General features: G+C 73.3%; 26 protein-coding genes and 3 tRNA genes. 14 read left to right on the forward strand and 15 right to left on the reverse strand.

What is annotated here, in order from left to right; translation table 11 throughout:
* Positions 1–37: 37 nt before the first annotated feature.
* A complete protein-coding gene (locus tag ACZ52J_RS19330) occupies positions 38–1,219 on the forward strand; it encodes an RNA polymerase sigma factor (protein WP_465620217.1) in 1,182 nt (393 codons plus the stop codon).
* Here ACZ52J_RS19330 and ACZ52J_RS19335 read toward each other — a convergent pair.
* The 4 genes from ACZ52J_RS19335 to ACZ52J_RS19350 all read right to left on the reverse strand — a co-directional run bounded on the left by ACZ52J_RS19335 (position 1,216) and on the right by ACZ52J_RS19350 (position 6,154).
* Positions 1,216–2,361 (reverse strand): helix-turn-helix domain-containing protein, encoded by a 1,146-nt coding sequence (locus ACZ52J_RS19335; protein ID WP_465620218.1) that lies wholly within the window; start codon positions 2,359–2,361, stop codon positions 1,216–1,218. The two genes, ACZ52J_RS19330 and ACZ52J_RS19335, sit on opposite strands and share 4 nt — an antisense overlap.
* Before the next feature lie 420 nt (positions 2,362–2,781).
* Complete coding sequence (locus ACZ52J_RS19340) at positions 2,782–4,185, reverse strand: glutamate decarboxylase (protein WP_465620220.1); 1,404 nt, start codon at positions 4,183–4,185, stop codon at positions 2,782–2,784.
* A 122-nt stretch (positions 4,186–4,307) separates the two neighbouring features.
* Entirely contained in the window at positions 4,308–5,741 is a 1,434-nt protein-coding gene (locus ACZ52J_RS19345; RefSeq protein WP_360504204.1) for an FGGY family carbohydrate kinase, read from the reverse strand.
* A gap of 107 nt (positions 5,742–5,848) precedes the next feature.
* A complete protein-coding gene (locus ACZ52J_RS19350) occupies positions 5,849–6,154 on the reverse strand; it encodes a hypothetical protein (RefSeq protein ID WP_396287800.1) in 306 nt (101 codons plus the stop codon).
* 234 nt (positions 6,155–6,388) lie between these two features.
* On the opposite strand from ACZ52J_RS19350, the gene ACZ52J_RS19355 reads away from it, so the two are divergent.
* Together ACZ52J_RS19355 and ACZ52J_RS19360 are read left to right on the forward strand one after the other, a co-directional pair.
* Positions 6,389–6,461, forward strand: a tRNA-Asn gene (locus tag ACZ52J_RS19355).
* A 60-nt stretch (positions 6,462–6,521) separates the two neighbouring features.
* Positions 6,522–6,594 (forward strand) — tRNA-Asn (locus tag ACZ52J_RS19360).
* A 126-nt stretch (positions 6,595–6,720) separates the two neighbouring features.
* Here ACZ52J_RS19360 and ACZ52J_RS19365 read toward each other — a convergent pair.
* Positions 6,721–7,467, reverse strand: coding sequence for a trypsin-like serine peptidase (locus ACZ52J_RS19365; RefSeq protein ID WP_465620221.1), 747 nt, complete (start codon positions 7,465–7,467; stop codon positions 6,721–6,723).
* A gap of 117 nt (positions 7,468–7,584) precedes the next feature.
* Positions 7,585–8,412: a trypsin-like serine peptidase gene (locus ACZ52J_RS19370; RefSeq protein WP_465620222.1), complete on the reverse strand. Its 828-nt coding sequence runs from the start codon at positions 8,410–8,412 to the stop codon at positions 7,585–7,587.
* A gap of 214 nt (positions 8,413–8,626) precedes the next feature.
* Here ACZ52J_RS19370 and ACZ52J_RS19375 point away from each other — a divergent pair.
* The 5 genes from ACZ52J_RS19375 to ACZ52J_RS19395 all read left to right on the forward strand — a co-directional run bounded on the left by ACZ52J_RS19375 (position 8,627) and on the right by ACZ52J_RS19395 (position 12,017).
* A tRNA-Ile gene (locus ACZ52J_RS19375) sits at positions 8,627–8,700 on the forward strand.
* A gap of 313 nt (positions 8,701–9,013) precedes the next feature.
* Positions 9,014–9,961, forward strand: a complete 948-nt coding sequence (locus ACZ52J_RS19380; RefSeq protein WP_465620224.1) for an SPFH domain-containing protein — start codon at positions 9,014–9,016, stop codon at positions 9,959–9,961.
* A gap of 9 nt (positions 9,962–9,970) precedes the next feature.
* Complete coding sequence (locus tag ACZ52J_RS19385; RefSeq protein WP_360504194.1) at positions 9,971–10,198, forward strand: type II toxin-antitoxin system antitoxin; 228 nt, start codon at positions 9,971–9,973, stop codon at positions 10,196–10,198.
* Positions 10,199–10,240: 42 nt separating this feature from the next.
* Positions 10,241–10,888, forward strand: a complete 648-nt coding sequence (locus ACZ52J_RS19390) for a GOLPH3/VPS74 family protein (RefSeq protein WP_465620226.1) — start codon at positions 10,241–10,243, stop codon at positions 10,886–10,888.
* Between the two features lie 154 nt (positions 10,889–11,042).
* A complete protein-coding gene (locus tag ACZ52J_RS19395; protein WP_465620227.1) occupies positions 11,043–12,017 on the forward strand; it encodes a 1-aminocyclopropane-1-carboxylate deaminase/D-cysteine desulfhydrase in 975 nt (324 codons plus the stop codon).
* A gap of 25 nt (positions 12,018–12,042) precedes the next feature.
* Here the strand turns inward: ACZ52J_RS19395 and ACZ52J_RS19400 are convergent, their stop codons facing one another.
* Positions 12,043–13,593, reverse strand: a complete 1,551-nt coding sequence (locus ACZ52J_RS19400) for an LCP family protein (RefSeq protein ID WP_465620229.1) — start codon at positions 13,591–13,593, stop codon at positions 12,043–12,045.
* A 120-nt stretch (positions 13,594–13,713) separates the two neighbouring features.
* The gene (locus ACZ52J_RS19405; protein WP_360504186.1) at positions 13,714–14,178 is read right to left on the reverse strand and encodes a MarR family winged helix-turn-helix transcriptional regulator; all 465 of its coding nucleotides are present in this window, start codon (positions 14,176–14,178) and stop codon (positions 13,714–13,716) included.
* A gap of 103 nt (positions 14,179–14,281) precedes the next feature.
* Here ACZ52J_RS19405 and ACZ52J_RS19410 point away from each other — a divergent pair, with 103 nt between their 5' ends.
* The gene (locus ACZ52J_RS19410; RefSeq protein ID WP_465620231.1) at positions 14,282–15,307 is read left to right on the forward strand and encodes an NADP-dependent oxidoreductase; all 1,026 of its coding nucleotides are present in this window, start codon (positions 14,282–14,284) and stop codon (positions 15,305–15,307) included.
* Positions 15,308–15,699: 392 nt separating this feature from the next.
* Positions 15,700–16,194 carry a DUF3145 domain-containing protein gene (locus tag ACZ52J_RS19415; RefSeq protein WP_360504182.1) on the forward strand — a complete coding sequence of 165 codons (495 nt, stop codon included), beginning with the start codon at positions 15,700–15,702 and terminating at the stop codon, positions 16,192–16,194.
* Positions 16,195–16,273: 79 nt separating this feature from the next.
* Here the strand turns inward: ACZ52J_RS19415 and fabF are convergent, their stop codons facing one another.
* The 5 genes from fabF to ACZ52J_RS19440 form a co-directional block, all read right to left on the reverse strand.
* Positions 16,274–17,539: a beta-ketoacyl-ACP synthase II gene (gene fabF, locus ACZ52J_RS19420; RefSeq protein ID WP_465620232.1), complete on the reverse strand. Its 1,266-nt coding sequence runs from the start codon at positions 17,537–17,539 to the stop codon at positions 16,274–16,276.
* A 184-nt stretch (positions 17,540–17,723) separates the two neighbouring features.
* Positions 17,724–17,972, reverse strand: a complete 249-nt coding sequence (locus ACZ52J_RS19425) for an acyl carrier protein (protein WP_360493006.1) — start codon at positions 17,970–17,972, stop codon at positions 17,724–17,726.
* A gap of 79 nt (positions 17,973–18,051) precedes the next feature.
* Positions 18,052–19,083: a beta-ketoacyl-ACP synthase III gene (locus ACZ52J_RS19430; RefSeq protein WP_360493003.1), complete on the reverse strand. Its 1,032-nt coding sequence runs from the start codon at positions 19,081–19,083 to the stop codon at positions 18,052–18,054.
* Complete coding sequence (locus ACZ52J_RS19435; protein ID WP_465620234.1) at positions 19,080–20,030, reverse strand: ACP S-malonyltransferase; 951 nt, start codon at positions 20,028–20,030, stop codon at positions 19,080–19,082. The genes ACZ52J_RS19430 and ACZ52J_RS19435 overlap by 4 nt, the downstream gene beginning before the upstream one ends.
* A 91-nt stretch (positions 20,031–20,121) precedes the next feature.
* Positions 20,122–21,318: a PucR family transcriptional regulator gene (locus ACZ52J_RS19440; RefSeq protein WP_360493031.1), complete on the reverse strand. Its 1,197-nt coding sequence runs from the start codon at positions 21,316–21,318 to the stop codon at positions 20,122–20,124.
* A gap of 206 nt (positions 21,319–21,524) precedes the next feature.
* Here ACZ52J_RS19440 and ACZ52J_RS19445 point away from each other — a divergent pair, with 206 nt between their 5' ends.
* Positions 21,525–22,301 carry a pirin family protein gene (locus tag ACZ52J_RS19445; RefSeq protein ID WP_465620235.1) on the forward strand — a complete coding sequence of 259 codons (777 nt, stop codon included), beginning with the start codon at positions 21,525–21,527 and terminating at the stop codon, positions 22,299–22,301.
* Positions 22,302–22,336: 35 nt separating this feature from the next.
* Here the strand turns inward: ACZ52J_RS19445 and ACZ52J_RS19450 are convergent, their stop codons facing one another.
* Complete coding sequence (locus ACZ52J_RS19450; protein ID WP_465620237.1) at positions 22,337–23,167, reverse strand: serine hydrolase domain-containing protein; 831 nt, start codon at positions 23,165–23,167, stop codon at positions 22,337–22,339.
* Between the two features lie 158 nt (positions 23,168–23,325).
* On the opposite strand from ACZ52J_RS19450, the gene ACZ52J_RS19455 reads away from it, so the two are divergent.
* Both ACZ52J_RS19455 and ACZ52J_RS19460 read left to right on the forward strand, forming a co-directional pair.
* Positions 23,326–23,829, forward strand: a complete 504-nt coding sequence (locus ACZ52J_RS19455; protein WP_465620238.1) for a MerR family transcriptional regulator — start codon at positions 23,326–23,328, stop codon at positions 23,827–23,829.
* Positions 23,826–24,839: an aldo/keto reductase gene (locus tag ACZ52J_RS19460; RefSeq protein ID WP_465620240.1), complete on the forward strand. Its 1,014-nt coding sequence runs from the start codon at positions 23,826–23,828 to the stop codon at positions 24,837–24,839. The genes ACZ52J_RS19455 and ACZ52J_RS19460 overlap by 4 nt, the downstream gene beginning before the upstream one ends.
* A gap of 94 nt (positions 24,840–24,933) precedes the next feature.
* Here the strand turns inward: ACZ52J_RS19460 and ACZ52J_RS19465 are convergent, their stop codons facing one another.
* Entirely contained in the window at positions 24,934–25,512 is a 579-nt protein-coding gene (locus ACZ52J_RS19465; RefSeq protein ID WP_465620242.1) for a TIGR03086 family metal-binding protein, read from the reverse strand.
* A gap of 101 nt (positions 25,513–25,613) precedes the next feature.
* On the opposite strand from ACZ52J_RS19465, the gene ACZ52J_RS19470 reads away from it, so the two are divergent.
* Positions 25,614–26,603, forward strand: a complete 990-nt coding sequence (locus ACZ52J_RS19470; protein WP_465620244.1) for a helix-turn-helix transcriptional regulator — start codon at positions 25,614–25,616, stop codon at positions 26,601–26,603.
* The last annotated feature ends 14 nt before the right edge of the window (positions 26,604–26,617 follow it).

A 26,617-nucleotide genomic window follows, 5' to 3' on the forward strand; every position in this document is an offset into this window, starting at 1 on the left:
AGCGCGGGTCCGCCAGAGTCGCGCCCGCCCCGAGGGGATGCCCGTGGAGCAAGGCCTCGCCGCAGCGACCACCACCAGCACGAGAGCGAACCCCGCCGAACCGGCGGGGGAGCAGGAGACCGACCACGGCCGGGCCGGGGCAGCGCCCCCGGACGGCGCGCGCGTCCCTGCCCAGGGCCTGCCGGAAGGCCACCCGGACAGCCCGGAGCCCGAGCCGGAGCCCGAAGCGGACACCGGCGGCGATGCCGAGCGCCCTGCCGACCACGATGCCGACGCGGCGGACGAGCGCCGCGAGCCGGCCGACAGCGGCGGGCCGGGCGCCGACCTGCTGCGCCAGTACCTGCGCGAGATCGGCCGGATCCGCCTGCTCACCGCCGCCGAGGAGGTCGAGCTGGCCCGCCGGGTCGAGGCCGGCCTGTTCGCCGAGGAGCGGCTGAACGGGGCCCCGCCGTCCGACCCGTTGGCCGGGCAGCTGGACACCCTGGTGGTGCGGGGCCGGATCGCCAAACGCCGGCTGATCGAGGCCAACCTGCGCCTCGTCGTCTCCGTCGCCAAACGCTACGTCGGACGCGGGCTGACCCTGCTGGACCTGATCCAGGAGGGCAACCTGGGCCTGATCCGGGCGGTGGAGAAGTTCGACTACGCCCGCGGCTACAAGTTCTCCACCTACGCGACCTGGTGGATCCGCCAGTCGATGAGCCGGGCCCTGGCCGACCAGGCCCGGACGATCCGGGTGCCGGTCCACGTGGTCGAGCTGATCAACCGGGTGGTCCGGGTCCAGCGGGGGCTGCTGCAGGAACGCGGCCTGGAACCGACGGCGGCCGAGATCGGCGCCGCCCTGGGACTGACCGAGGAACGGGTGCGGGAGCTGCTCCGGCTGGCCCAGGAGCCGATCTCGCTGCACACCCCGGTCGGCGAGGAGGACGACGTCGCGTTCGGCGACCTGATCGAGGACGCCGACGCCGCCTCACCCGCCGAGTCCGCGACCTTCCTGCTGCTGCGCCAGCACCTCGACGCGGTGCTGGCCACCCTGGGCGAACGGGAACGCCAGGTCGTCCAGCTCCGCTACGGGCTGGACGACGGCCGCCCGCGCACGCTGGAGGAGATCGGCGCGGTGTTCGGCGTGACACGGGAGCGGATCCGTCAGATCGAGTCGAAGACGCTGGTCAAGCTCCGCGACCACGCCTTCGCCGAGCAGCTGCGCGGGTACCTCGACTAGGACGGTGTCGGCGAGTCGCTCGGGGCTGCCGGGGCCGTCGCCGGGGTCGTGGCCGGTGTGGTGGCCGCACCCGCTCCGGTGCCCGGCGGCGGCGAGGCGGGGCCGATCGGGATCGGGGTCGAGGCCACCACGGCGGCCAGGTCGAAGATCTCCTCGGTGCAGCGGTCTCCGCCCGGCTGGTGTCCGCAGAGGTGGAAGCCGATCGTCGGGTCCGCCGCGTTCAGCATGTTCGAGTAGTTGTCGTAGCCGTAGTGGATGAGGGCCTGCTCGCTGTCACCCGTGCTGTTGATGATCGTCGCGAAGTCGTTCGGCTCGCCCTCGGTGATCGCGGCCCACGCGGCCTGGCACGTCTGGCTGTACCGGAGGTAGATGACCACCTTGCCGATGACGTCGGTGTACAGGGTCCGCGCGTCCTTGCCGCAGCCGGTGTACTTGGGGTCCCGGTGGTCGCAGCCGAGGGCCTGGCAGGTGGGAGCGGCGGGGATGGGCTTGCCGGTGGTGCCGGTGGTGCCGGTGGCGGCCGGGAACGTGGTCGGGACCGGTTCGGCGACCGCCGTCGGCTGACCGTCGTGCCGGGCGGCGCGCAGGCCGACCAGCACCAGCAGGGCTGCCAGCACCGCCGCGCCGGAGACCAGCGCCGCCGGGCGCCGCCACCAGACGACGGGGGCGGGCTCCGGATCCTGGCCGGTCACCAGCGCCTCGTCTGGTTCCCCGGCGGACGCCTCGCCGTGCGACGCCTCGTCGGAGGTCACACCGGGCTCGTCGGAGGACGGCACACCGGTTTCGCCGAGGGACGGAACACCGGTTTCGTCCGGGGACGGCCCACCGGGCGGCGGCTCCGCGGCCGGGGAGTCCCGCGCCGACGGCTCGGCCGGTTCCCCCGGCACCGCCGCCCGCTCCCACAGCGCCCGCAGAGCGGCCCCGTCGCAGTCCACTGTCCCGATCAGCGCGTCCAGTGCCTGCTCGGTGACGACCCGCTTGCCGTTCAGCCAGCGCTCCCAGGAGGCCCGGCTGTAGTGCGTGCGGGTGGCCAGCTCGGACAGTGAGAGTCCGGCGGCGTCCTTGATGGCCCGGAGTTCCTCGGCCAGGCTTCTGGCGGGCTCGGACAGCTCCTCGGGCAGGTTCTTCCAGGCGGAACCCATGCGGCCTTCCAAAGATCAGGGACGGAACGGGGGAGGGAGACGGGCGGAACGGGCTCCGGCCCGGGCCGTTCGGGTGTCTCCGTTGTCTCCAACCTCATCGGCCTGGCGTCTCAATCCCCTGGTCATGGCGCTGAGACGGACGGAAGTGTCTCACAAGCCCCGGAGACGCTCGAACAGCTATCTGGCCATCGTGCAGAGTTCTCTCACCGGAGCGGTTGGCCGCCCGGTGGGTTCGTCGGATACCGGACGGTCACGTGCCGTTCGTCCGAAATCCGTCCCGGTTCCCCCACCGAGCCGGGGCAGCCTCGCGGGGGGAGGCTGCCCCGGCCCGTCCGGGACAGTCCGGCGGGAGGGCGCTTCACTGCGCCCTCCCGCCGTGACGTTCCCGTGGTGTTCCCGTCGATGTCCCGCGGCGTTCGCTCAGTGGTGGAAGCCTGACCGGGCCGGCACCCCGAGCTCCTTGAGCGGGACGGGCTGGCGCCGCAGTTCCGGCACCAGCCGGTGGAGGTCGGCCAGCAGCAGGTCGCCGAGGTCCCGGGAGAAGCCGTTGCGGCAGACCACCCGGAGCACCGACAGGTCCTCCCGGTTCGCCGGGAAGGTGTACGCGGGCACCTGCCAGCCGCGCTCGCGCAGCCGCCGCGAGACGTCGAACACGTCGAACGGGACGTCCCCTTCGGTGGTGAAGGCGAACACCGGCAGCTGGTCGCCGCGGGTCAGCAGCCGGAAGCAGTCCAGCGCGCCGATCTCCCCGGCCAGGTAGGTGGCGACATCGCGGGAGGCGCCCTGGACGGCCCGGAAGCCCTCCCGGCCGAGCCGCAGGAGCACGTAGTACTGGGCGATCACCTCGGCGCCGGGACGGGAGAAGTTGAGCGCGAAGGTCGGCATCTCGCCGCCGAGGTAGTTGACCCGGAAGACCAGTTCCTCCGGCAGCGCCGCCTGGTCGCGCCAGAGCGCCCAGCCCACGCCCGGGTAGACCAGGCCGTACTTGTGCCCGGAGGTGTTGATCGAGGCCACCCGGGGCAGCCGGAAGTCCCACACCAGCCCGGGGTCGAGGAAGGGCGCCACCATGCCGCCGGAGGCGCCGTCCACGTGCACCGGGACGTCGATGCCGGTGCGCTCCTGGAACGCGTCCAGGGCCGCGCAGATCTCCGCGATCGGCTCGTACGAACCGTCGAAGGTGGAGCCGAGGATGCCGACCACGCCGATGGTGTCCTCGTCGCAGAGCGCGACCGCCTGTTCGGCGTCGAGGTGGAAGCGCTCGCCCTCCATCGGCGCGGTGCGCGCCTCGACCTCCCAGAAGTTGCAGAACTTTTCCCAGCACACCTGCACGTTGACGCCCATCACCAGGTTGGGCCGGGCCCCGGCCGCGTAGCGGTCGGGGTTGCGGCGCATCCAGCGGCGCTTGAGCGCCATGCCGGCCAGCATGCAGGCCTCGCTGGAGCCGGTGGTGGAGCAGCCGACCGCGGTGTCCGGGTCGGGGGCGTGCCAGAGGTCGGCGAGGATCGCCACGCAGCGCCGCTCCAGTTCGGCGGTCTGCGGGTACTCGTCCTTGTCGATCATGTTCTTGTCGAGGCACTCGGTCATCAGCCGGTTGGCCTGCGTCTCCATCGACGTGGTGACGAAGGTGGCCAGGTTCAGCCTGGCGTTGCCGTCCAGCATCAGCTCGTCGTGGATCAGCTGGTACGCGGTCTCGGCCGGCACGGGGCCGTCGCCGAGCCGGTGCAGCGGCGGGGCCAGCTTCATCGCGCCCAGCGGGTCGGCGGCGGCCGTGAACGGAGCGACGCTCAGCCGGCGGTCCCCGGCGGCTCCCTTGTGCAGCGCCATGGCATCCTGCCGCCCTTCGTGTCGGTGGTTGTGTCCCGTCCCACGCTGCCACCGGGCGCCGGGTGACGCATCTTCACCGGCTGCCACCCCGAACGGCGGTCAGGCGCCACCCCGGCGGGCGGTCAGGCCGCCGTCTCCGGGTGGATCTGGCCGCGGGCGGCCCGGTACTGCCGGCGCACCGCCGAACCGATCGCCAGGTCCTGCTCCCCGTCGGGCTCGACGGTCTCGGCGTCCGGCAGCTCCCACTCCGGCGGCTCCGGGGTGCCCGCCAGCGCCCAGGCGGCCTGCCGGGCGGCCCCGCGGGCGGCGTGCGCGCCCGGCGGCGGCACCACGACCGGGACGCCGAACAGCATCGGGGCGATGTGCCGGACGGCGGGCAGCCGCCCGGCCGTGCCGAGCAGGAACACCCGGTTGATTCCGACGCCCTGGGCGCGCAGCACGTCCAGCGCGTCCGCGATGTTGCACAGCATGCCCTCGACGGCGGCCCGGGCCAGGTGCTGAGGGGTCATCGCGTCGGCGCGCAGGCCGGTCAGGGTGCCGGCCGCGTGCGGCAGCGCGGGGGTGCGCTCGCCGTCCAGGTACGGCAGCAGCACCAGCCCGTACGCGCCGGGGGAGGAGTGCAGGGCGAGGTCGCTCAGGCCCTCCAGTTCCAGGCCGAGCATCGCGGCGGTGGAGCGCAGCACCTGGGCCGCGTTGAGGGTGGCGACCATCGGCAGGTGCCGGCCGCTGGCGTCGGCGAAGGAGGAGACCAGGCCGGAGGCGTCCACGACGGCCTCCTCGTGCACCGCGAAGATCGTCCCGGCGCTGCCGAGCGAGACCACCGCGTCGCCCGGGCGCAGGCCCAGGCCCAGGGCGGCGGCCATGTTGTCGCCGGTGCCGGCCGAGATCAGCAGGCCCTCGGGGGTGTGCCCGGCGGGCTCGGCGGGGCCGAGGACGTCGGGCAGCTTGAGTTCGTGGCCGAGGGCCAGTTCGACCAGGTCCTGGCGGTACTCGCCGGTGATCGGCGACCAGTAGCCGGTGCCGGAGGCGTCGCCGCGGTCGGTGGTGCGGCGCTTGGGGTGGCCGAGCAGCTGCCAGACCAGCCAGTCGTGCGGCAGCAGCACCTCGGCGACCCGGCGGGCGTTGGCCGGCTCGAACTCGGCCAGCCAGCGCAGCTTGGCGATGGTGTACGTCGGGGCGGGCACGGCGCCGATCGCGGCGGTCCAGCCGGCCGGGCCGCCGAGGGCGTCCAGCAGCTTGGCGGCGGCGCCGCTGGAGCGCGGGTCGTTCCACAGGATCGCGGGCCGGACCTGTACCCCGCCCGCGTCCAGGCCGATCATGCCGTGCTGCTGCGCGCTGACGCCGATCGCCCGGACGCCCTCCAGCAGGCCGCCGGCCGCGGCGTCGCCGAGCGAGTGCAGCCAGACCTGCGGGTCGGCCTCGCCGGGGCGCAGGTCCTGGTCCTCGGGGACGGGGTGCGGCGCCTTGCCGGAGCGCAGGACGGCGCCGGTTTCCGTGTCGCACGCGACGATCCGGGTACGGCTGGTCGAGCTGTCTATCCCCGCGACGATGGCCATGTCGAGATCATGCCTCAGCCCGGCCCGGGACGCGTCCGGGCCGGGTGAGCCGTTGCCGCTTCGCGACCCCGCGTTGGGGCGCGCTTTGCCGTGGCATCACCGCCCCGTCACGGGCGGAAGGTACCCCAGCCGTCGTCCTCCGTCCGGGCCCGGTTGAAGTACGGCACCCGGTCGGTGACGGCCGACGGCAGCCGGTCGCCGACCCGGTCGGCGACCGCGCCCGCGGCCTTCCCGGCCACCGCGCCGGCCTGGTGCTTCGCCCGGTCGGCGGCGCCCTGCACTGTGGGGTTCTCGGCGATCTGCCGGGTGACCTTGGCGATCTGCTCGTAGCGCTGACGCCCGGCCCGCGAGCCGAGTACGTAGCCGGCCGCGAACCCCGCGGCCAACGACAGCTTCCACATGGTCGGATCCACCCTCTCCTGGCGGCCTTCTGCCGCATTGCCCTACCCGTCCGTCGGGACGGCGAACCGTCGTCCGCGTCCCCAGCATCCCCGGGAGCGGCTGCGGGCGCGCGCGGGGCACGCCGGGCGGCAACCCCGGGGCAACCGGCGAAAGCGATTGGCGGACCACCCCCCCGAGTGCGCTAATGTATGTCCCGCAGCGAGCGCCACGGAGTCCGGGAAACCGGAGGCCGGGGCGGAAGCCGATCCCCCATAGCTCAATTGGCAGAGCAGCCGACTGTTAATCGGCAGGTTATTGGTTCGAGTCCAATTGGGGGAGCTCGGGACGAGGCCCTCCGGGTCCTCTGCCCGCCCGTGGTACGGAAGTCGAGTGCCGCGATCCCGCATAGCTCAATTGGCAGAGCAGCCGACTGTTAATCGGCAGGTTATTGGTTCGAGTCCAATTGCGGGAGCTGCACCGGGTGCGCCCGGTGACTGCTCAGAGCGAAGGCCCCTCGGTCGACCGGGGGGCCTTCGTGTTGCCGCCGCCCGGTGTCGCGTACGTCACACCGTGACGGCCGCCCCGGCGGGCCCCGGAATCAGGTGGTCGCCTTCCGGTAGAGGTCGGTCACCCGCTGGTCGAAGGCGACGCTGTACGAGGTGCCCGGGGTGTCCCCGCCCTCCTGGTAGCCGCCGATCACGCCGACCACCGTGCCCTTCTCGGTCACCCACGGGCTGCCGCTGGTGCCGTCGGTGTAGCCGCCGCAGTCGAAGCGTTCCTGGGTGGCGCTCTGCGAGCGGGTCCGGACCGAGCAGGTGATCGGCTCGTCGCTCTGGTTCGGGTAGCCGGTCACCGAGACGGACAGCCCGAAGCCCTGCCCGGTGCCGATCGGGTTTCCGCCGACCGCGTCCTCGACCTGCCGGCCGTCCACCGTGCCCACCGTGACGAACGCCACGTCGTACTCCGGGTCGTCGTCGGACGCCCAGCGCGGGTCGACGGTGACCGACCGCACCGGCCAAGTCCCGTACGGGGTGGACCCGTTGCGGTAGCCCGGGGTGAACACCAGGCCGTCCAGCAGGCCGATCCGGCGGCTCTGCACACAGTGCGCCGCCGTCACCAGCAGGTTGTGCCGGGGGCTCTGCACGACACTCGCGGTGCACGCCCGGGGGCCCTGCGCGGTGTGGATGGAGAGCGTGCCGATCCGGTCCCGCGCGGGGCTCTGCTGCGCGACCTCGGCGGTCGGCGCCCCGTCCTGCCCGCCGCACGCGGTGCCGGCGGCGAGCAGCAGGGCGGCCAGCGCGGCCGTACGAACCGGGCGCGCGGGCCGTACCGGGCGGGGGGCCATCGGGGCTCCGTCTCGTTCCTCGGGGCGGGCACCGGGCCGTGCGTTCCGCCGTTCGTGAGGAAGATCTACCAGGCCGTGCCGGGCGGCGCCACCGTCGGGTTCCCGGTGCGGCGCCGGTCAGCCGGTGGCGCGGTCGTACAGCGCCTGGACGCGGTCGCCGAAGTAGCTGCTGTACGAGGTGTCCGGGCTGTCGCCGCCCTCCTGGTAGCCGCCGATCACGCCGACCACGGTGCCGGTCCTGGTGGTGGGGTCGAAGTCGGTGACCCAGGGGCTGCCGCTGGTGCCGCCGGTGTAGTCGGGGCAGTCGATCCGCAGCTGGGTGGGGCTCTGTTCGGAGGTGGTGTTGGAGCAGGTGATCGGGACGTCGCTGCTGCCCGGGTAGCCGGTGACCTTCACCGGGACCCGGTAGCCGCGGTTGACGCCCAGTCGGTTGGCGCCGAGCACCTGCTGGACCTGCTGCCCGTTCTGGGCCTGGACGACCGCGAAGGCGACGTCCATGTCCGGGTCGGCGTGGTCCTTCCAGCCGTCGTCGACGGTGACCGCCAGCAGCGGCCAGACGCCGCTGGGGGTGTCCCCGTCCCGGTAGCCGGGGACGAAGACCAGGTCGGCGCGCTGACCGAGCTTCGGGTCCCAGACGCAGTGGGCGGCGGTGACGATGAGGTTGAGCCCGGCGCTGTCGACCACGCTGGCCGTGCAGAAGTGGTCGCCGTCGGCGTTGCGGGTGAACACCGCGCCGACCAGGCCGTTGAGGACGCTGGGCTTGGCGGTGCGGGTGACTCCGGTGCGCCGGCCGACCGCCCCCTTGAACCGCTGCCTGCTCCAGCCGTGGCTGCTCCCCGAGGCGGCCGTGGCCGGTGCCGAGGTGACCGTGGGGACGCCCCCGCCGGGCCCCGCCGAGGTCGTGCAGCCCGCCGCGGCCAGCACCGTCGCGAACAGCCCGGCCACCACCCCCGCCCTACGTATCGTCGTCCGCCCAGGCTGCCCCGGACGGGCGTCGCGCCGCCACCCGGGCTGCGCCGCCCGGAGAGGCGCGCGCCGTCCCGCACCCAGGTGCGCCCCCGGCGCGCACCACGGGTGATCGACCGGCTATGCTGCCCGGGACGGCCTCGCTGGGGCCGTCTGCTGCTGCCGTGGCCGATCGACCGGCGCGCGGCGAACCGGGGCGGTAGCTCAGCCGGTTAGAGCAGGGGACTCATAATCCCTTGGTCGTGGGTTCGAGTCCCACCCGCCCCACCTTCTCGATGCGCGACGAGTGCCGTACGAGCGCGTATGACCGTCCGCGGGCAGGCCCTGAGCCGGAGCTCCGCCGCCTGCGACGACGCGAGTCTAGGACGCGGCCACTCCCTTTCCCCGGGTGGCGCGCCGGAATTCACCCGCCTGTGGGCATCGGCCCCGGCGTCCCCTGGTGGCTCCCCGGCCCTGTGCCCCGTCGGCGCCCTGTCGGCGGCGCGTCGGTGTTCCCGGTGTCGGCCCCCTGGTGCGGTGCGCGGAAAAAGTGATATCACTTTGCCATCGGATGCGGACGCTCGTTGGAGGAGTCGGTCTCATGGCCACACCGCGTTTCACCGTCGAAGACGGACCTGCCCTGGACCTTCCGGTCCCCAAGATCACCGAGCGGCTCATCACCGGGGCCGCCGGGTTGCCGGTGCTCTTCGGTGCGCTGCTCGGCCTGGTCGCGGGGGCCGGGTCGATCATCGGCGGAGGGGTCCAACTGGCGGACGGGCAGCAGGGGTTGGGTGCCGGACTGATCGTCGTCGGGCCGCTGCTGCTGCTGGGCTCGCTGCTGACGCTGTGCGGGCTGACGGTGGTCTCGCCCGGTCAGGCCCGGGTGGTGCAGTTGCTCGGGCGCTACCGCGGCACGGTCCGTGCCGAGGGCCTGACCTGGATGAACCCGTTCACCAGCCGTCGGCACATCTCCCTGCGGATCCGCAACCACGAGACCGAGACCACCAAGGTCAACGACGCGGACGGCAACCCGATCGAGATCGCCGCCGTGGTGGTCTGGCAGGTCGAGGACACCGCGATGGCCATGTTCGAGGTGGACGACTACACCGACTTCGTCGCCATCCAGACCGAGACGGCCGTGCGGCACATCGCCAGCAGCTACCCGTACGACGCCCACCAGGAAGGGCAGTTGTCGCTGCGCGACGGGGCGGACGAGATCGCCCGCAAGCTCTCCGCGGAGATCGCCGCCCGGGTCGCCTCGGCCGGGGTTCGGGTCGTCGAGTCCCGGATCTCCCGGCTCGCCTACGCGCCGGAGGTCGCCCAGGTGATGCTGCAGCGTCAGCAGGCCGGGGCCGTGGTGGCCGCGCGCAGGCTGATCGTCGAGGGCGCCGTCGGTATGGTCGAGGAGGCGCTGGACCGGCTCGCCGAGCGCGACGTGGTGGAGTTGGACGAGGAGCGCAAGGCCGCCATGGTGAGCAACCTCCTGGTGGTGCTCTGCGGCGACCGCGGCACCCAGCCCGTCGTGAACACGGGCTCCCTCTACCAGTAAGGCGCGGCATTGGCGACGGAACGGAAGAAGATCCTGTTGCGACTGGACCCTTCAGTTCACGACGCACTCGCCCGCTGGGCCTCGGACGACCTGCGCAGCACCAACGCGCAGATCGAGTTCCTGCTCCGCCGCGCCCTCACGGACGCGGGCCGGATGCCCGGCGGTGCGAACCGGATTCCCCGGCGCGGACGCCCGCCCAGGGAGAGCCCGGAGGACGGCGAATCCGACGCCGAATGATCGGACGGTTCCACCCCACTGCCCACAGCTTTGGAGTCCACCATGGACGTGCCCGCCAATCTGCCGGAGAAGCTGTACCTGCTCGCCTACGACCCCGAGCGTGAGCGGCTCACCGCCACCGACCGGCTCGACCTGGTGCTGCGGGCGTCGGCGCTGGTCGAACTCCTGCGGCGCGGACTGATCCGGGACGACGGCCGACACCCGGCCGCCGTCGAGGGGGTGCAGGCCGAAGGCCTCGACCCGCTCTCCGCCGCCCTGCTGGAGCAGATCCGGCAGGGGCGTCGGCGCAGCTGGCGGAGCTGGGTCGGCCGCAACCAGGGCTCGACGGCCCGCGCCGCACGGGTCGTCCGGAACGGCCTGGCGGCGGCGGGCCGGATCCGGATCGAGGAGCGCCGGGTGCTCGGGCTGTTCCCGTTCTCCCGGGTGATCCTGCCGGAGCCCCGGCTGCGCAAGTCGGTGATGGCGTTGGTCGGTTCGGCGCTGAAGGGCCCGCTCAGCCGGGTCGAACCGGCGGACGCCGCACTGGTCGCGCTGGTCGACGCCGCCCGGCTGGGCTCGGCCCTGTCCTGGCGCCGGCGCCGCGAGTTCCGGGCCCGGATCGACAAGCTCGCCCCCGCGGCGGGCCCCGTCCCGCGCGCCCTGCGCCGGGCGGTCAACGCCAGCCGTGCCGACGGTTCGACGGGGGGCTGACCCACCCCTGCGCCGTGAGCCCGGTCGCCGATCCGGCGGTCGGGCTCCACGCTGCCCGGGGGCTACCCGCTGCCCGCACGCCCGGCCCGTACGCCTGGCCCGTACGCCCGGCCCGTTCGCCTGGCTCGTTCGGGCCGGCCCGTAAGCTGGCCGGGTGCTCGAACCCGCCCTGCTGCCGACCCCGCTGGTGGACTGCACCGACGAGGCGTTCGCCCGGGCCGGGGTGGAGCTGCGGCTCAAGCGGGACGACCTGCTGCACCCGACCGTTCCCGGCAACAAGTGGCGCAAGCTCGCGCCCAACCTGGCCGCCGCCGTCGAGCGGGGCCACACCCGGCTGCTGACCTTCGGCGGCGCGTACTCGACCCACCTGCGGGCCGTCGCGGCCGCCGCCGGGGCACTCGGGCTGGAGAGCGTCGGACTGGTTCGCGGCGAGGAGTTGGCGGACCGGCCGCGCAACTGGTCGCTGCGGGCCGCCGAGGCGGCGGGGATGCGGCTGGAGTTCCTGACCCGGGCCGCGTACCGGGAGGCCACCGGCCGAGCCGGCAGCGCGGACCCGACGGACGACGGCGCCCCGGACGACGGCGGTACGGACGACGGCGGTACGGACGACGGCGGTACGGACGACGGCCTGCAGCGCCGCTGGGGCCCCTGCCTGGTGCTCCCGGAGGGCGGCTCCAACGCCCTGGCCGCCGTCGGCGCGGCCGCGATCCCGGCCGAACTGCCCGATCTGGGCGCACGCGACGTGGTCTGCTGCCCGGTCGGCACCGGCGGCACGCTGGCCGGCATCGCGGCGGGCCTGCCGCCGGGCGCTCGGGCGCTCGGCGTGGCCGTGTTGCGCGGCGGCGAGGGGTACCTGGAGGCGGAGGTCGCCCGGCTCCATCTGGCCGCGTACGGACGCGAGTTCGACAACTGGCGGATCGACCACGCGCACCACGGCGGCGGCTACGGCCGGGTCCCGGCGGACCTGGCGGCCTTCGCCGAGCGGTTCGAGCGCCGCCACGGCGTCCCGGTGGAGCGGCGCTACGTCGCCAAGCTGCTCGCCGGGCTGGCCGACCTGGCCGGGGCGGGCGCCTTCCCGCGCGGCACCCGTCTCACCGCCGTGGTCACCGGGCTGCCGGACCCCGAGTAGCCGGGACCCCGGGTCCGGTGGCCGGTCAGCCGAAGGACAGGTTGGCGCACGGGTCGGTGTCGGCGTTGCGGGTGTTCTCCGCTATGCCGGTCGGGACGCCCCCGGTGGGGACGCCGCCGGTCGGCGCGCCGCCGGGCGTGCCGTCGGCCGCGGCACCGGGGGTCGCGGCGCCGGGGGTCGGGATCGGGGAGGACGCCGAGTCGATCCGGGTGCCCGCCGGCCGGTAGTCGGCGCCGAGCGTGACGGTGATCGACTCCGAGCCGGGCTCCTCGACCGCCTGGGCGCCGGGGAAGAGCGCCACCACCTGGTCGGCGGTGGCCTTCAGCGCGGGGTCGTACGCGATCCGGGTGACCTGGTGTCCCGGGGAGTTGGAGCCGAGCGTGACGTTCCGGAAGCCCCTCCCCTTGAGGGTCTCGCCGCCGGAGCCCGCCAGACCGGGGGTACCGACGCCGTTGACCACGGTGATCGGCGCCGCGGCCTGCTCGGGGGTCAGCGGCGTGTCGGTGCCGGCCGTCGCGCCCGGGCCGGCGGTGGGGGAAGAGGTCACCTGGCCCGTCCCGGCGGTGCTCTGCCCGTCCAGGGTGCGGTCCTCGCGCAGCAGCTTCCAGAGGGTGTCGGCGTCCGGCTGGACCAGCCGGATCCGCTCGCCGGCGAAGCGCCAGGGCGCGGTGACGAAGGTGACGTCGGACAGCTTGATGTCCTGCACCGAGCGGGCGAAGTCCACCAGCTTCATCGCGGTGCCCAGCCCCTCGTCCACGGTGAGCGACTTGGTGGCCGCGTCCGCCAGCGGCAGCAGGGTGGGCAGCGAGAAGCCCTGGCTCTGGACCTTCTTGATCATCGAGGAGAGGAAGGCCTGCTGGCGCTTCATCCGGCCTATGTCGGAGTTGTCGCCGATGCCGTGGCGCGCTCGCAGGTAGTCCACCGCGGACTGCCCGGAGAGCTTCTGCAGCCCCTTCTTCAGGTGGATGCCGAACTCGTTGACGTCGTTGGGCACGCAGGCCTCGACGCCGTCGACGGCGTCGGCCATCGCGGCCGCGCCCTTGAAGTCGACCACGACGGTGTGGTCGATCCGCAGCCCGGTGAGCTTCTCCACGGTGTTCTGCGTGCAGGCCGGGTTGCCCTTGGCGTCCTCGCCGACGGTGAAGGCGGAGTTGAACATCTGGTCGTTCTTGGGCGTCGTCCAGGCGCCGCTCGGCAGCCGGCAGGACGGGACGGTGACCAGGGTGTCGCGGGGGATGGAGACGCCGACGGCGTGCTTGTGGTCGGCGTAGATGTGCAGCACGATCGCGGTGTCCGAGTGGCCGACGCCCTCGTCGCCGCCGCCCAGCGCGTTGTTGCCGTCGCCGCGGGTGTCCGAGCCGAGCAGCAGCACGTTGACCGGCACGGAGGCGCCCGGGGTGGCCGGAACGGGGGACGGCGGGCGCTCGGTGGCGACGCCGCCCGCGTCGAAGGTGGTGATGTTGCTGTCCAGCCGGTGGTAGAACCAGGCCCCGGCACCCACGACCGACAGCACCAGAACGGCGGCCAGGCCGATGGCGGTCCGCAGGTAGCGGCGTCGGCGCGTGCTGCTGCTCATCCTCTGTGCCCCCCGTCTTCAGGTTTCTCGCGTTCGACGATTCGAACGTTAGACGTTCCGGGGGGCGGTTCGGTTACCCCCGATGGGCGAACGGATCGCCCGTCGGGCCTGTGATGCTGGTCACGCCCCGGGGCCGGCGGCGCCCGCGAGCATCCGCCGGAGCAGGTCGCGCAGGACCGTCCGCTCGTCCGGGCCGAGCGCGGCCAGCGGCTCGCGGGCGAAGTTCAGCGATTCGCGCAGCTCGGCGGAGGCCGCCGAGCCGGTGTCGGTGGCGGCGACCAGCTTGACCCGGCGGTCCTGCCGGTCGGCCTCGCGGGTGACGAAGCCGCGGGACTCCAGCCGGTCGACGATGCCGGTGATGTTGGACGGCTCGCAGCTGAGCGTCTGGGCGATCTGGCGCATCGGCATCGGTCCGCGCCGCAGCAGTGCGAGCACCTTGGCCTGGGCGCCGGTGAGCGAGCGGGCGGCGGCGGCGTCCTCGTACTCGCGGTGGAAGAGCGCGACCAGGTTGGCCATCAGGTCGACGACGTCGCGGGTGATCTCGTCGGGCTGCGGCGTGGCGTCCTGGGCCGGCTGAGTGTCCATGGTGCAGAGTCTACCTGAAAAGTTGACAAGATGAACCTTTCATGCCCATCGTTACTTAAGTTTCTCAACCTTTCATGCACCTGAACCGTAAGGAGCACGTCCCATGGCAGAGCAGGCCGCCCCCGCCACCGCCCGTGAATGGCACCTCGCCGCCCGCCCGGAGGGCTGGCCGGTGCCGACCGACTTCGCCCTGGTCGAGGCCCCGGTCCGGACCCCGGGTCCGGGCGAGATCCTGGTCCGCAACGTCTACCTCTCGGTGGACCCGTACATGCGCGGCCGGATGTCGGCCCGCAAGTCCTACGCGGAGCCGTACGAGCTCGACAAGCCGATGCAGGGCGGGGCGGTCGGCCAGGTCGTCGCCTCGCAGGCGGAGGGCTTCGCCGAGGGCGACTACGTGCTGCACTTCTTCGGCTGGCGCGAGTACGCGACGTTCGACGCCAGGACGGCCGTCAAGGTGGACCCGAACGCCGCGCCGCTCTCCACCTACCTCGGCGTGCTCGGCATGCCGGGTCTGACCGCGTACGCGGGGCTGACGCGGATCGCGGAGATCAAGGCCGACGACGTGGTGTTCGTGTCCGGCGCGGCCGGCGCGGTGGGCGGCATCGTGGGCCAGATCGCCAAGCTGAAGGGCGCGGCGCGAGTGATCGGCTCCGCCGGCTCGGACGAGAAGGTCAAGCTCCTCGTGGAGGAGTACGGATTCGACGCCGCGTTCAACTACAAGAACGGTCCGGTGGTCGAGCAGCTCCAGGCGGCGGCCCCCGACGGCATCGACGTGTACTTCGACAACGTGGGCGGCGAGCACCTGGAAGCGGCGATCGAGGTGATGAACCTGCACGGACGCATCGTGGTGTGCGGCATGATCTCGCAGTACAACGCCACCGAGCCCACTCCGGCCCCGCGCAACCTGGCGCAGATCATCGCCAAGCGCTTCCGCATGGAGGGACTGCTCGTCGGCGACCACTACGACCTCCAGCCGAAGTTCGTCGAGGAGGTCTCGGCGTGGGTGCGCTCGGGTGAGCTGGAGTACCGCGAGACGGTGACCCAGGGCATCGACAGCACCGCGGACGCCTTCCTCGACCTGCTGCGCGGCGGCAACACCGGCAAGATGATCGTCCGCCTGGACGGCTGACGCCGCGTCAGGACACCGACCGCCCCGCCGCCCCGACCGGGCACGCGGGGCGGTCTGTCGTCAACGGCTCGTCGTCAGCGGTTCGCCGTCAACGGTTCGCAGTCGGGCGCAGGGGATCCGGTCGCACTACCGCATTCCGGCCGGATCCGAAAGTGCGTCAGCCATCCTGCGGGGCGGCGCGGTACGGTGGTTCCGCCCGGCGATGGGGCCGTTCGGGGGAGAGATCCGGCCGAGGGGTAGACCTCGTTGAGGATTCGACTAGCATTGAGCGAAAGCCTGTCCGTTTTGCTCAATTTAGTGACTTAATGTCGGCTAACGTGGGTAACTGTGGATCAACTGCAGGCACGAGGCAGCTGGGGAAGGCGACCCTCGTCCACAGCCTGGAGGTCCCGGTGACGACACGTGGAGTTCTGTACATCCACTCCGCGCCCCGCGCGCTGTGCCCGCACGTCGAGTGGGCCGTCGCGGGGGTGCTCGGTGTGAGGGTGAGCCTGGACTGGATCCGCCAGCCGGCCGCACCCGCGCATTGGCGTGCCGAGCTCTCCTGGCAAGGGGAGCCCGGCACGGCCTCGAAGATCGCCTCCGCGCTGCGCGGCTGGCAGCTGATGCGGTACGAGGTGACCAGCGAGCCCTGCGCCACGGCGGAGGGGGAGCGGTACAGCAGCACGCCCACGCTCGGCATCTTCCACGCCGTCACGGGCATCCACGGCGACATCCTCATCCCCGAGGACCGGCTGCGCGCCGTCCTGCTGCGCGCCCGCAGCGAGGGGGCCGACCTGGAGGCCGAGATCGCCCGGCTGCTCGGCAAGCCCTGGGACGACGAGCTGGAGCCGTTCCGCTACGCGGGCGAGGGCGCGCCGGTGCGCTGGCTGCACCAGGTGGTCTGAGACCGGAGGGTACGACGAAGGGGCCGGCGCTCGCGGAGAGCGCCGGCCCCTTCGTACGGGCTGTTCGGGGCAGCGGGTGTCAGCGGGTGCGGAAGGCCAGCACCACGTTGTGGCCGCCGAAGCCGAACGAGTTGTTCAGCGCCGCGATCCGGCCCTCGGGCAGCTTGCGGGCCTCGCCGCGCACGATGTCCGCGTCCACGTCGTCGTCCAGGTCGTCGACGTTGATGGTCGGCGGGGCGAGGCGGTTGTACAGGGCCAGCACGGTGGCGACGGTCTCGACGCCGCCGGCGCCGCCCAGCAGGTGACCGGTCATCGACTTGGTGGCCGAGATGGCGATGTGGTCGAGGTCGTCGCCGAGCTCCTTGCGGAGCGCCTTCAGCTCGGCGGTGTCGCCCTGCGGGGTCGAGGTGGCGTGCGCGTTGACGTGCACGATCTCGGCCTTGTCCAGCTCGTTGCGCTCGAACAGGTCGGCCAGCGCGCGGGCCACGCCGGCGCCGGTCGGCTCGGGCTGGGCGATGTGGTGGGCGTCCGAGGACAGGCCCTGGCCCACGGCCTCGCAGTAGATCCGGGCGCCGCGCGCCTCGGCGTGCTCGACCGACTCCAGGACGACCACGCCGGCGCCCTCGCCCAGCACGAAGCCGTCGCGGGCCTTGTCGTACGGGCGGGAGGCGTGCTGGGGGTCGTCGTTGTTCTTGGACATCGCCATCATGCTGGCGAACGCGGCGATCGGCAGCGGGTGGATCGCCGCCTCGGTACCGCCGGCCACCACGACGTCGGCGCGGCCGGTACGGATCATCTCGATCGCGTAGCCGATCGCCTCGGCGCCGGAGGCGCAGGCGGAGACGGGGGTGTGCACACCCGCGCGGGCGCCGACCTCCAGGCCGACGTTGGCCGCCGGGGAGTTGGGCATCAGCATCGGGACGGTGTGCGGGGAGACCTTGCGGGCACCCTTCTCCCGCAGCACGTCGTACTGGTCGAGGAGGGTGGTCACGCCGCCGATGCCGGAGGCGATGACGGTGCCCAGGCGCTCGGGGGCGAGCTTGGAGGACTCGTCGGTGGCGGGGGTCTCGTAGCCGGCGTCGGCCCAGGCCTCGCGGGCGGCGATCACGGCGAACTGGGCCGAGCGGTCCAGCTTGCGGGCCAGCGGGCGGGGCAGGATCTCGCCCGGCTCGACGGCGGTGCGCGCGCCGATCCGAACCGGCAGTTCTTCGGCCCACTCCTCGGTCAGGGCCGCCACACCGGACTTACCGGCGACCAGGTTCTCCCAGGTGCCGGCGGCGTCGGCGCCCAGCGGCGTGAAGGCGCCGATACCCGTGACGACCACGGTGCGATTTTCAGCGGTCACTGGTTTCTTCTTCTCTCACGTGTGCGGGGGGTCGGCGGGAGCCGAGGACGGGCCCGGCCGGGCGCCCCGGTGGGGCGTCCCGGCCGGAGGGTCGGTCCGGCTCGGCGAGCCGGACCGACGGGTCAGCCGTCCGAGGTGCTCAGGGCACCTCGGACGGGCTGGCCGAAGCGAACGAGTCGATCGCTCAGGCGCTGGCGTTGGCCAGGATGTAGTCCACGGCGTCGCCGACGGTCTTCAGGTTCTTGACCTCGTCGTCCGGGATCTTGACGTCGAAGCGCTCCTCGGCGGCCACGACGACCTCGACCATGGACAGCGAGTCGACGTCCAGGTCGTCGGTGAACGACTTGTCGACCTCAACGTCCTCGACCGGGATGCCGGCGATCTCGTTGACGATGTCGGCGAGACCGGACAGGACCTCGTCCTTGGTAGCCATACTGGCTGCTCCTCTACGGTGTTGAACGTGTCCGGCCGGCGGCCGGACACAGGCTTGTGGATGAGTGGGCGAAACGCGCCTAGGGGAGCGTAACGACTGCCGCGGCGTACACGAGACCCGCCCCGAAGCCGATGATCAGCGCCAGGTCGCCGCTGTGGGCCTCGCCGGTCTCCAGCATGCGCTCCATCGCGAGCGGAATGGAGGCCGCGGAGGTGTTGCCGGTCTCCGCGATGTCACGGGCAACCGGCACCGACTCCGGCAGCTTGAGCGCCTTGATCATGGCGTCGGTGATCCGCATGTTGGCCTGGTGCGGGATGAACGCGCCGAGCTGGTCGGCGGTCACCCCGGCGGCGTCCAGCGCCTGCTGGGCGACCTTGGCCATCTCCCAGACCGCCCAGCGGAAGACCGGCTGGCCGTCCATCCGCAGGAACGGCCACTTGGTGTCCTCGCCCGGCCCGTTGATCGCGTCGGGCTTGGCGAAGGCGGTGTCCCAGGCCTCGGTCTGGGTGATCACGTCGGCCTGCGAGCCGTCCGAACCCCAGATCAGCTTGCCGATGCCCGGAGTGTCGGACGGGCCGACGATCGCGGCGCCGGCGCCGTCGCCGAAGATGAAGGCGGTCGAGCGGTCCGACTTGTCGGTCAGGTCACTGAGCCGCTCGACGCCGATCACCAGCACGTACTCGGCGTTGCCGCCGCGGATCATGCCGTCGGCCAGGCCCAGGCCGTAGCCGAAGCCGGCGCAGGCGGCCGAAATGTCGAAGGCCGGGGCGGTGCCGCAGCCGAGCCGCTCGGCGATCTCGGTGGCGATCGCCGGGGTCTGCTTGAAGTGCGAGACGGTCGCGACGATCACGCCGCCGATCTGCTCCGGGGAGATCCCGGCCTGGGCGATGGCCTTGCCGGCGGCCTGCACCGACATCTCGGAGACGGTCTCCTCCGGGCCCGCCCAGCGGCGCTCGGTGATCCCGCTGCGGGTGCGGATCCACTCGTCCGAGGAGTCGATCCACTCCAGGACCTCGGCGTTGGGAATCACCCGGACCGGGCGGTAGCCGCCGACGCCGTGGATGCGCGAGTACTGCGCACCGCCGGCGGGGCGGATCTGGGGCTTGGTCATGCGGTGGTCTCCTGCTCCTGACCGCCGTGCTCCGCGATGAGCTCGCGGGCCTTGTCCAGATCGGCGGGGGTCTTGAGGGCGAGCGTGGCCACACCCTTGAGGTTGCGCTTGAGCAGCCCCGTGAGGGTGCCCGCGGGGGACAGCTCGATCACGGCCGTCGCACCCAGCTGCCCGAGGGTCTCCATGCACAGGTCCCAGCGGACCGGGTTGGAGACCTGCGACACCAGGCGCGCGAGCACCTCGGCGCCGGAGTCCACGACCCCGCCGTCCCGGTTGGAGACGTAGCGGACCTGCGGGTCGGCCGCGGTCAGGGTCGGGGCCAGCCCGGCCAGCCGCTCGACGCCGGGCGCCATGTGCTCGGTGTGGAACGCGCCGGCCACCTTCAGGGCGATCAGCTTGGCGCCGGCCGGCGGGTCCGCCTTCAGCGCCTCCAGCTGGGCCAGCGTGCCGGCGGCGACGATCTGGCCGCCGCCGTTGTTGTTGGCCGCGGTCAGGCCGTGCTTGTCCAGCGCCGCCGCGACGACCTCGGGGTCGCCGCCGAGCACGGCGGTCATGCCGGTCTCGGTGACGGTGGCGGCTGCGGCCATGGCCCGGCCGCGCTCGCGGACAAAAGTCAGGGCGTCATGGGCGCTGAGCACCCCGGCGCCGGCGGCGGCGGTGATCTCGCCGACGCTGTGGCCGGCGACGGCGCCGACCAGCTTGCGGGCGGCGTCCTCGTCCGGGAACAGCTCCCGGGCGGTCACCAGACCGGCCGCGACCAGCAGCGGCTGGGCGACGGCGGTGTCCTTGATCTCCTCGGCGGACGCCTCGGTGCCGGCGTGCACCAGGTCGAGCCCGGCGACGTCCGACCAGCCGCGCAGGCGGTCGGCGACACCGTCCAGCTCCAGCCAGGGGCTGAGGAAACCGGGGGACTGGGCACCCTGTCCAGGGGCGACGATTACGAGCACGGTTCAACCCTCTCTCGCCAGGCGCCCAGGGGCGGGTAGGCGACGGTAACGAAGAAAACCATCCGGGATTGTATGGTCCCTACACTCCGGCTCAGCTGGGCTCGCCCACGGCGGTCAGCCGGCCGAGGGCCAGTGCGATCCGCAGAGTGAACGCCGAACGTACGTCGGAGGGGGCGTACCCCGTGACGTCGGTCACACGTCGTAGCCGGTAGCGCACCGTGTTGGGGTGGACGAAGAGCATCCGGGCCGCGCCCTCCAGGGAGGAGGCCTGCTCCAGGTAGACACTGAGCGTCTCCAGCAGTGCCGAGCCCGCCTCATCCAGGGGTGTGTAGATCTCCTCCACCAACTGGTGGCGCGCAGCCTGGTCGCCGGCCAGTGCCCGCTCGGGCAGCAGGTCGTCCGCCAGCACCGGGCGGGGAGCGTCCGGCCAGGCGGCGCAGGCGCGCAGCCCGGCCGCGGCGGCGTGCGCCGAGCGGGTCGCGGACAGCAGGTCCGGCACGGTCGGGCCGACCACCACCGGGCCCGGCGCGAACTGGCCGATCAGCGCCTTGGCCGCCTGCACCGGCTCCTTGTTGCCGCCGACCACCACCACCAGGCGCCTGCCCAGCACCCCGGTCAGCACGTGCAGCTTGGCGTACCGGGCGGCCCGGCGGATCGCCTCCACCACCAGCTCGCTGTCGCCGTCCGGCGCGCTGCCCATCACCACCCGGATCTGGCTGGGCTGGCCCCAGCCGAGCGCGGCGGCGCGGGAGAGCACGCCCTCGTCGGCGTCGCCGGACATCAGGGAGTTGACCACCAGCGCCTCCAGCCGGGCGTCCCAGGCGCCGCGCGCCTCGGCCGCCTGGGCGTACACCTGGGCGGTCGCGAAGGCGATCTCCCGGGCGTAGACCAGCACCGACTCGCGCATGTCCGCCTCGTCGCCGGGGGCGGCCACCTCCTCGATGGCCTCCTCCATCACCTCGATCGTGGTGCGGATCAGCTCGACGGTCTGGCGCAGGGTGATCGCCCTGGTCAGCTCGCGCGGGGCGGTGCCGAAGACGTCGGTGGAGATCGCCTTCGCGGCCTCGGGATGGCGGTACCACTCGGTGAAGGCGGCGATACCGGCCTGGGCGACCAGGCCGATCCACGACCGGTGCTCCGGCGGCATCCGCCGGTACCAGCCGAGCTGGTCGTCCATCCGCGAGATCGCGGCGGTGGCCAGCTTGCCCGAGGACTTCTCCAGCCGCTTGAGCGTCGCCGCCCGGCGCTCGGCGCGCTCGGCGGCGTTTCTGCGCTCCTGCGCCGTCAGGCGGGGCGCGGCACGGCCGGGACGGTCGCGCCCGGACCGGGGAGCCGGGCTCTTCCCGGTCGGTTCGGGTACGGGACTGGGTTCGCTCTTGGAGTTCGCGGAAGCGGCTGGCACAAGGACAAGACTGCCTCACGTGAGTGACTGCTCGTGCACACCCCCCGGCACAGCGGCGCCGTGGCCAGGGGCACAACCATTACGGTGGGCGCGTGACCGACGCCGCTGACCGCCCCCGCGCCGACCTGCGCCGCACCGCCGAGCGCTACCGCTCCGCTCCTGCCGAGGGCATCGAGACCCGCCACGCGTTCTCCTTCTCCGGCCACTACGACCCGAAGAACACGCACTTCGGCGCGCTGCTCGCCTGCAACGAGGAACTCCTCGCCCCCGGCGCCGGGTTCGAGGAGCACAAGCACCGGGACACCGAGATCCTCACCTGGGTGCTGGAGGGCGCGCTCGCCCACCGGGACTCCCACGGCCACGGCGGGGTGGTCCGCCCCGGAATGGTTCAGCACCTCAGCGCAGGCTCCGGCGTCACCCACACCGAACGCAACATCGGCGGCGCCACCGGCCCGGTCCGCTTCGTCCAGATGTGGCTCCAGCCGGACGAGTTCGACGCGGCCCCGGCGTACGGGCTGCGCAAGGTGGAACCGGCGGACGGCGGGTTGACACTGCTCGCCTCCGGCCTGGAGCGCGACGCCGGAACGGAGGCCCTGCGGCTGCGCCGCAGCGACGCCGCGCTCTGGCTGGCGACCGCCGGGCCGTGGCAGCCGCTGCCGGAGCTGCCCGCCGCCCCCTGGCGGTACGTCCACCTGACGGCGGGCTCGCTGGGCTACCGGACGATCCCGGGGCCCAAGGGCGGCGGCCGCTCGATGGCCCCGGGCGACAGCGTGCGGATCACCGGCGAGGCCTTCGCCGACCCGGCCGCGGGCGAGACCGGCGCGGAACTCCTGCTGTGGGAGATGCACTCGCCGGTCTCGTACGGCTGAGACCTTCTCGGAAAGGCCTCGGTGGAGCTCGGCCCTCAGCGGAGCTCGGCGAGGACCGCGTCCGAGAAGGCCGGCCAGGCCTCGACCGCCCACGGGCCGAAGTCCCGGTCGGTGAGCGCGACGCAGGCCACGCCCGCCTGCGGGTCGACCCACAGGAAGGTGCCGGACTGGCCGAAGTGGCCGAAGGTGGCCGGGGAGTTGGCCGTGCCGGTCCAGTGCGGGCTCTTGCCGTCGCGGATCTCGAAGCCGAGGCCCCAGTCGTTCGGGCGGCGGTGGCCGTAGCCGGGCAGCACGCCGCTGGTGCCGGGGAAGGCGACCTCGCGGGTGGCCCGCAGGACGGTGGACGGGTCCAGCAGCTTGGGCGACTGCAGCTCGGCGGCGAACCGGGCGAGGTCGGCGACGGTGGACAGGCCGCCGGCGCCGGCCGGGGACTTGTGCGCGGTGTGGATCAGGGTGTCGGCCATGCCGAGCGGCTCGAACACCGCCTCGGCGAGGTAGCGGGAGAACTCGATCCCGGCGGCCCCGGACAGCGCCGACGCCAGCGCGTCGAAGCCCGCGTTGGAGTAGAGCCGGCGGTTGCCGGGCTCGGCGAACACCCGGTCCTCGTCGAAGCCCAGGCCGGAGGTGTGGGCGAGCAGGTGGCGGACGGTCGCACCGGGCGGCCCGGCCGGGTCGTCCAGCTCGAACACGCCCTCCTCGACCGCGATCAGCGCCGCGTACGAGGTGAGCAGCTTGGTCACCGAGGCCAGCGGGAACAGGTGTTGCTGCGGCCCGTGCGCCCCCAGCACCGCGCCGTCCGCCCCCCGGACCACCGCCGCCGCGGCGTGGGGCACCGGCCAGTTCTCGATCACACGCAAGCTCTCCATGGATCCCGACTGTAGCCGGGGCGGGCGAGGGGCGGCGGGGCACCCTGCGGTCAGCCGGGTGGCGGGGGCACCCGGCTGTCGGGCCGGTCGGGCTTGCTTGGAGTGCACTCCAACTCGGTAGCGTCGTTCCCGTCGCACAGGACAGGGGGAAACGTTCGATGGCCACACCCGCACGAATCGAGATCGACCTGCGCAGCTGCTCCGAGGTGTTCGGCCGCCCGGTCGGCGATCCGGACCGGACCCCGCGGCACACCATCAGCGAGGTCGCCGCGGCGAGCGGGCTCACCGCCCACACCCTGCGCTGGTACGAGCGGATCGGCCTGCTGGACCCCGTCGACCGCGCGGCCGGCGGCCAGCGCCGCTACTGCGACGCCGACCTGCACCGGTTGGCCTTCCTGGGCCGGCTGCGACTGACCGGCATGTCCGTGGCGGACATGCTCAAGTACGTGGACATGGCCCGACAGGGCGAGCAGACCTACGAGGGGCGGCGCCTGCTGCTGGAGGCCCAGCGCGAGGAGGTCCGGCAGAGGATCGTCGACCTCCAGGCCACCCTCGTCGTCCTCGACTACAAGATCGATCTCTATGCCGGGAAGATCGCCGACGCCGCCGGCACCCCGGCCCAATGCCAGTACTACCGCGTAGAGGAAGAGCAGAGCGCATGACTCACCCCGTCCTTCCCACCGCCGAACTCGGCACCGACGGCCCGCTGGTGGGCGTCCAGGGCCTCGGCTGCATGGGCATGAGCGAGTTCTACGGCCCGGCCGACGCCGGCGAGTCGCTCGCTACCCTGGACGCCGCGCTGGAGGCCGGTGTCACCTTCTTCGACACCGCTGACGCCTACGGCTACGGCCGCAACGAGGAGTTCATCGGCCCGTTCGTCCGGGCCAACCGGGACAAGGTGGTGCTCGCCACCAAGTTCGCCCTCGTCCGCAAGGAGGAGGACCCGGGCTACCGCGGCATCAGCAACGACCCCGCGTACATCCGGGCCGCCGTGGACGCCTCGCTGCGCCGCCTCGGCGTGGACGAGATCGACCTCTACTACATGCACCGCCGCGACCCGGCCGTGCCGCTGGCCGACTCGGTCGGCACCATGGCCGAGCTGGTCAAGGCCGGCAAGGTGCGCCACCTCGGCCTGTCCGAGGTGACCGGGGCCGAGCTGCGCGAGGCGCACGCGATCCACCCGATCGCGGCGCTGCAGTCCGAGTGGTCGGTGTTCGCCCGCGACGTCGAGCGCTCGGCGGTGCCGGTCGCGGCCGAGCTGGGCGTCGCCTTCGTGCCGTACTCGCCGCTCGGGCGGGGCTTCCTGACCGGTTCCTTCCAGGCCGCCGAGCAGCTCGCGGCGGACGACGTGCGGCGCACCCAGCCGCGCTTCACCGGTGCCAACGCGGCGGCCAACGCCGAACTGCTGGCGCCGATCCGGGAGATCGCGACGGCCCGCGGGGTGACCCTCGCGCAGATCGCGCTGGCCTGGGTGCACCAGCGGGCCGAGGTGCACGGGCTGACCGTCGTGCCGATCCCGGGCACCCGCAAGCGCAGCCGCCTCGCCGAGAACGCCGCTGCGGCGACGCTGCGGCTCACCGCGGCGGAGCTGGCGCTGCTGGAGCCGGTGGCCGGCCAGGTGGCGGGGGAGCGCTACGCGGACATGAAGTTCACCTCGGTCGGCCGGGAGTAGCCGGCAACAGCCGGCCGGGCCCGGGAAGTCGCCGACTTCCCGGGCCCGACCGGCTGCCGTGCTCATCCGGCCGGCTTCAGCCGTGCGGCCCGGCTCAGGCTGTGCGGCCCAGCCAGGCGGCCAGCTTCGCGTGCACGTCGGCGTCCTCGGCGACCGGCTGGACCGCGGCGAACGGGACGCCCTCGACGCGGCTCTCGGGCGGCAGGACGGTCTCGGCGATGCCCAACGCGGTCCGCGCCAGCGCGTCGTCCAGCGCGAAGCCGTTGCCGAGGCTGGTGGCGATGTCCCCGGTGTGGGTGACCGCCTCCATCAGGTAGCCGCCGACCGCGGCCCCGCCGGGGACCTCGCCCCAGGGTGCGAAGGTCGGGCGGCCGAGCTTGGCGTCGTCCGCCCAGGCGGCGGTCACCCGGGCGCGGGCCCGGCCCAGCGCGGCCGGCCAGCCCTCGTCCGACGGGTCCTCGATGGCGGGCACGATGTCCTCGAAGCGGCCGCCCTCCCCGAGGTACGCGAGGCGGTGGATGCCGCCGACCACGTGGTTCAGCAGCCGGCGCAGCGTGAACTCGGTGCAGGGGGTGGGCCGGTCGAGGTCAGCCGGGGTGATCGTGGCGAACAGCTTCTCCAGCTGGTCGAGGGCGAGCAGGTACTGCGGGCGGGCGTCCTGGACGGCGTTCATGTGCGGTCAACTCCCCGTGGTCGGGCGGGCTTTCGGGCTCGGAACGCAATCTCCCAGTAAAACCTGACAGGTTCCGTCAGGATTGCTGGGATTCTTGGCCCATGAAGGCCGACCGCCTGCTCTCCGTCCTCCTGCTGCTGCAGACCCGCGGCCGGGTGTCCGCCACCGAACTCGCCGCGCGGCTGGAGGTGTCCGTGCGCACCATCTACCGCGACGTGGAGTCGCTCTCCACCGCCGGGGTGCCGGTGTTCACCGAGCGCGGGCGGCACGGCGGCATCGGCCTGCTGCCCGGCTACCGCACCGACGTCACCGGCCTGACCGCGGACGAGGCCAGGGCGCTGTTCGTCCTCTCCGCCCAGGGCGCGCACAGCGACCTCGGGCTGGACGGCGCGCTCGGCTCGGCGCTGCGCAAGGTGATGGCGGCGCTGCCGGCCCCGCACCGGCCGGCCGCCGAGCGGATCAGCGAGCGGATCCTGGTCGACCCGGCCCGCTGGATGCAGGGCGGCCCGCCCGCGGCCGCGCCGGGCCCGGACCTGGGCGAGCTGCAGTACGCGGTCTTCGCCGACCGGCGGCTGCGGCTGCGCTACCGGCACAGCGGCACGCCCGCGCCGGTGGAGTACACCGTCGACCCGTACGGGCTGGTGAGCAAGGCCGCGGTCTGGTACCTGGTGGCCGATCTGCACGGCGAGCCGCGGCTGTTCCGGGCCGACCGGGTGTTGGCCGCCGAGACCACCGAGGAGACGGTGCGCCGCCGAGCCGGGGTGGGGCTCGGTGACGTGTGGGCGGCGCTGCGCGAGCAGGTGGAGCGGCTGCCGAAGGAGCTGCCGGTGCGGGTGCGGATCCGGCGCGGGCGGCTGGACCAGTTCCTGCGCATCCACGGCGGCCGGGTCACCGCGCCGCCGCCGGAGGCGGGCATCGGGCCGGCCGAGGACTGGGTCGAGGTGGCGATGGCCTTCCCGGCTCCGGCGGCGGTCCGGTCGCTGCTGGCCTTCGGCGCGGAGGTCGAGGTGCTGGCCCCGCCGGCCGCCCGGCGCGAGCTGGCCCGGGCGGCGGCGGACGCCCTACGGCTGTACCAGGACCAGCCGTCGTAGCCGCACCGGCGTGG

Source organism: Kitasatospora sp. NPDC034035, assembly GCF_055575755.1.